We start from the raw sequence: 4280 nt of genomic DNA, 5'->3' as shown, positions 1-4280 counted from the left end.
TTTTCAATAAAAGTACCCCAGGCTACATCATAAATTGATTTTGATAGTTTAGTATTTTTAGCTAGACCTTTAATATTAAGGTCTTCTACAGCAATTAAATCATATTCTTTAACTAATTTATGAGCAGTTTTGTAATGGAAATCTTCTCTTTGTCTAGCAATATGTTGATGTAATCTAGCTATTCTATTTTGTGCTACCCTCCAGTTGTTTGACCCAATTTCTTTTCTAGCTATTTTTCTTTGCTTTCTTGCTAAATTAGATTGAGATTTTCTATAAAAATTAGGAACAGAAACAGTCTCACCAGTATTAGTAGTCAAAAACTATTTTAACCCTACATCAATACCTACAGCAGTTTTGATATTTTCTGTATAAATTAAACTAGGAACTGACTTATCTTCTAAACTGAAACTTACATAATAACCATCAGCGTCTTGAGTGCGTCTTACATTCTGGGGTTTCCCCAGAATTACGCACTCGCTTTTTTGGTTATAGTTGCAGTTTTGATCGTAAACTCATCTGGTATAGGTCTATGGACTATCACTCGAATAGCACCAAACCTCGTACTAATTATTTGTTTTCCATCAAATTTTATTGCTGCTTTAGGATGATTAACTCTACTAAAACAGAATGACCGTAACTTTCCTGATTTTTTAAATCTAGGTCGTCCTCCACGTTTACCAGCTTTACCAGGTATTAGCCAACGTTTCCAAGCTTTATCTAGTCTTTGTAGGTTAATTTGTTGAACTTCGTATGGATATTTCTTTGTAGTCAGGAAATAACTGTTTTGTCTGTAAGAGTGCTGATTGCTGGAAATAATAATCTGGTCTACTGGAAATCTCGCCAATAGGGCATGAAATTAATGAACAACGGTCAACTGGACATCTAGTTCTATTTAACCAGTCTAGTCTTTGACTATCACGCATAATTGTAATGCCTCCGCAACAGTTCTAGCCAATAATCAATTTTGACTGACTGTTCAGGAGTAGGCTGAATTTTGTAGCAATGAGTAATTATCATAATTTTTATACTACTCTTTAGTGCTATATTTGAACATCAATCGATACTTTTTTAATTTGCTCTCGGCAATTCCCCTGCCGTTAAATCGCAGATGATAACGGGAGACCCCGAGACCGTATCAAGTTGGATTAAACATATTACTTTTAATATCATGTCCAGTAGCATCGGAGCGTGTATAGAATTAAGTTTCAATTGAAAGAAACCCTTTCCTACGGAATGCTACGCAAACAGCATAGGAGCTCCCGCTGCCCTCTGCCTTCCTTCCACCAAAGTATAAGTATTCAAGCGGACATGATATAACTTGATGTTGTGATAAGTCCCCCATCATAGTGGAGTCTTGGTGTTGGTATTAATCACAATCAATATATAGCACTACGTCTTTTGGCATTTGACAATAAACTTTAAACTTTGGTGGGAATAGTGAACAGAGGAATGTCAACAGCGTATTTGCGTAGCGCTATAGTTGTAGGTACATAAAAATATATGCTAAAATTTTATCATTGTTATAGATAAGTGATAAATGTATCAGGCATATAAGTATAGAATATATCCAACATCAGAACAGCAATTGGCTTTAGCAAAGAGCTTTGGTTGTTGTAGATGGTTTTGGAACTATTCACTAAATTTATGCCATGAAACCTACAAAAACACTGGAAAAAGTCTCAGTAGAGCTGCTATTCAAAAAATGCTTCCTCAACTTAAAAAAGAGCATGAATGGCTAAAAACAGATACTTATTCTCAGTGTCTCCAAGTAGTAGCATTAAACTTGTCTACAGCTTACAAAAACTTCTTTGATAGACAGGCGAAGTTACCAAAATTTAAGTCTAAAAAAGGTAGACAATCTATTACTTATCCTCAAAATGTAGAATTTCAGGATAACTATATCAAACTACCTAAAATTGGATTAGTTTATTATCGTCGCCATAGAGATTTTTCAGGGGAAATCAAGACTGTAACTGTTTCTGTGAATCCAGATGGTAAATATTTTGTTTCTGTTTTAGTTGAAGATAATCGAGTAAATCCTGAAAAATCAGCAGAAGGAAAAGCAATAGGAATTGATTTGGGAACGACTCATTTTTGTATAACATCAGATGGTTCAAAATATCAAAATCCTAAGAATATTGCTAAATATACTCTTAATCTCAAACGGAAGCAGCAGAAATTAGCTCGTAAACAAAAAGGCAGCAATGCCCAAAGTAAAGCACGCATAAAAATAGCTAGAGTACAGGGGAAAATAGCTAGATGCCGTGAAGATTTTCTACACAAGCTATCCCGCGCGGCAGTCGCTACAACGGGGGGAACCCCCGCAACGCGCTGCCTTAAGATAGTCAACGAAAACCAAGTAATTGCAGTGGAAAATCTGGCTATAAAAAAGCGGTGTGACCCAACCTCAGCGAAAGACGCACTTGGTAGCGCACCAAGACACAATAATTTAGCTGCATCTATTGGTGATGGTGCTTGGGGAATGTTTGAAACAATGCTTAGTTATAAGGCAGAAAGAGAGGGAAGAATTTATATAGAAGTCGATCGTTTTTTGCCTTATTCACAAACTTGTAATATTTGTTTAAATCAAGTTGGTAGTTTGTCTCTGAATGTGAAAAATTGGACTTGCGAGCATTGTCATACAACCCATAATAGAGAAATTAATGCTGCAATCAATATCAAAAATGAAGCCTTGCGGATATTGCGAGTGCGTAATTTGCCGTTGCACGACAAATGTCAAATGCACTCAAAACAGGAGTTAGGAATTAGCTCTACTGCCAATCTGAGGGAATGTAAGTCACCTGGCAAAACATCAGTTTTGTTAGATGCTATTCCCAGCGAAGATGGAAACCTATCCTATAGCAATAGCTATAGCATTGGGTAGTTCACACTTCTATCCTTTAACCTGGGCAAAATGTTTAGCAAATTTCCCCTGAAAACAGTCCTCATTGTCCCTTTTGTTCTACAAATCTTTGGTGCTGTGGGATTAGTGGGATATTTTTCTTTGATCAATGGGCGACAAACCGTTGATAACCTTGCTAACCAGTTAACCCAAAAAATTAGCAGTGGTATTGAACAGCACGTTTTAGGATATCTAAATAAATCTCATCAAGTTTTAAGAGTAACCAATTATGCCATAGAAAGTGAAAATTTGGATGTTGATGATTTTGCTGGTCTGAGACTTTACTTTTGGCAAGTGGTAAAAGAAAAAGATTTAGAGGATTATGTTTTCTTGGGCAATGAAGAAGGAGAATTTATCGGGGTTGAACGTTTAGAAGATGGAGATATTCTTTTTAAAATTCGTAACATCGCAACTCAACCTATTCGGGAAACTTACTTACTTAATAATGAGGGTAACATCAGCGAATATTTAAAAGGAAAAGCTTACGATCCTCGCGATCGCCAATGGTATAAAGCAGCAAAGCAGTTAGGTGAACCAACCTGGAGTCCAATTTTTGCCTCCTTTTCCCGTGAAAATGCCTCCTTAGACATATCAGCAGTCAGACCTATTTTCAACTCAAGTGGGCAGTTTGTGGGAGTTCTTTCAAATAAAACAACCCTCGTGCAGGTCACAAATTTCCTGAGTAACTTATATATCAGCGCTAGTGGACAGAGTTTTATTATGGAGCGGTCGGGAGATTTAGTAGTTAGTTCTCAAATTCAGACACCATTTATTATTACTGAAGAGGACAAAAAGCGCAAGATCCAACGTCTACCTGCGATCGAAAGTAATAACCCCACAATAAGTGCAACTGTCGAGCAACTGCAACAACATTTTGGTGATTTAAAAAAAATTAATAGCGATCAACAACTTAAATTTCTAATTGATGGAGCTTGGTACTATACCAGAGTCATGCCAATTAAAGATGGTAAAGGTATTGATTGGTTAGTGGTTGTGGTCGTTCCTGAAAATGACTTCATGGCACAAATCAACGCCAACACCAAGACTACTATTTTATTAAGTTTTGGTGCTTTGACTATAGCTATATTGGTAGGAATAGTCACTACTCACTGGGTTACTCAACCGATTTTACAAATTAATTCTGCTGCGAAAAAAATTGCTGAAGGTCAATGGGAAAACACCCTCAATATTCATCGTCGTGACGAAGTAGGTGAACTCGCCAACTCTTTTAATCTGATGGCTAACCAACTCAAAAATTCCTTTGAAACCTTAGAGGCAAAAAATGAACAACTCAAACAACTAGACCGCCTCAAAGACGAATTTTTAGCTAACACCTCCCACGAACTCCGAACCCCACTTAATGGGATTATTGGTATTG

General features: G+C 36.7%; 5 protein-coding genes. 2 read left to right on the top strand and 3 right to left on the bottom strand.

Annotated elements, in window-relative coordinates:
- The 3 genes from F6K13_RS20860 to F6K13_RS35290 all read right to left on the bottom strand — a co-directional run.
- Positions 1-317 (bottom strand): transposase (locus F6K13_RS20860; protein ID WP_287288243.1); only part of this gene is annotated, 317 nt, incomplete at its 3' end.
- A gap of 149 nt (positions 318-466) precedes the next feature.
- The gene (locus tag F6K13_RS20855) at positions 467-844 is read right to left on the bottom strand and encodes a hypothetical protein (RefSeq protein WP_287242452.1); all 378 of its coding nucleotides are present in this window, start codon (positions 842-844) and stop codon (positions 467-469) included.
- A 71-nt stretch (positions 845-915) separates the two neighbouring features.
- A complete protein-coding gene (locus F6K13_RS35290) occupies positions 916-1017 on the bottom strand; it encodes a helix-turn-helix domain-containing protein (protein ID WP_287242454.1) in 102 nt (33 codons plus the stop codon).
- A 520-nt stretch (positions 1018-1537) separates the two neighbouring features.
- Between F6K13_RS35290 and F6K13_RS20850 the strand changes: the two genes are divergently transcribed.
- A complete protein-coding gene (locus tag F6K13_RS20850) occupies positions 1538-2884 on the top strand; it encodes an RNA-guided endonuclease TnpB family protein (protein ID WP_287288241.1) in 1347 nt (448 codons plus the stop codon).
- 30 nt (positions 2885-2914) lie between these two features.
- The coding region (locus tag F6K13_RS20845; RefSeq protein ID WP_287288239.1) for a HAMP domain-containing protein at positions 2915-4280 on the top strand (1366 nt) is incomplete at its 3' end.

The sequence above is a fragment of the Okeania sp. SIO2B9 genome, from assembly GCF_010672505.1.
GTDB classification, from domain to species: Bacteria; Cyanobacteriota; Cyanobacteriia; order Cyanobacteriales; family Microcoleaceae; genus Okeania; species Okeania hirsuta.
Note: the sequence above shows the minus strand (reverse complement) of the source record. Positions and strands in the feature narration are given on the sequence as shown.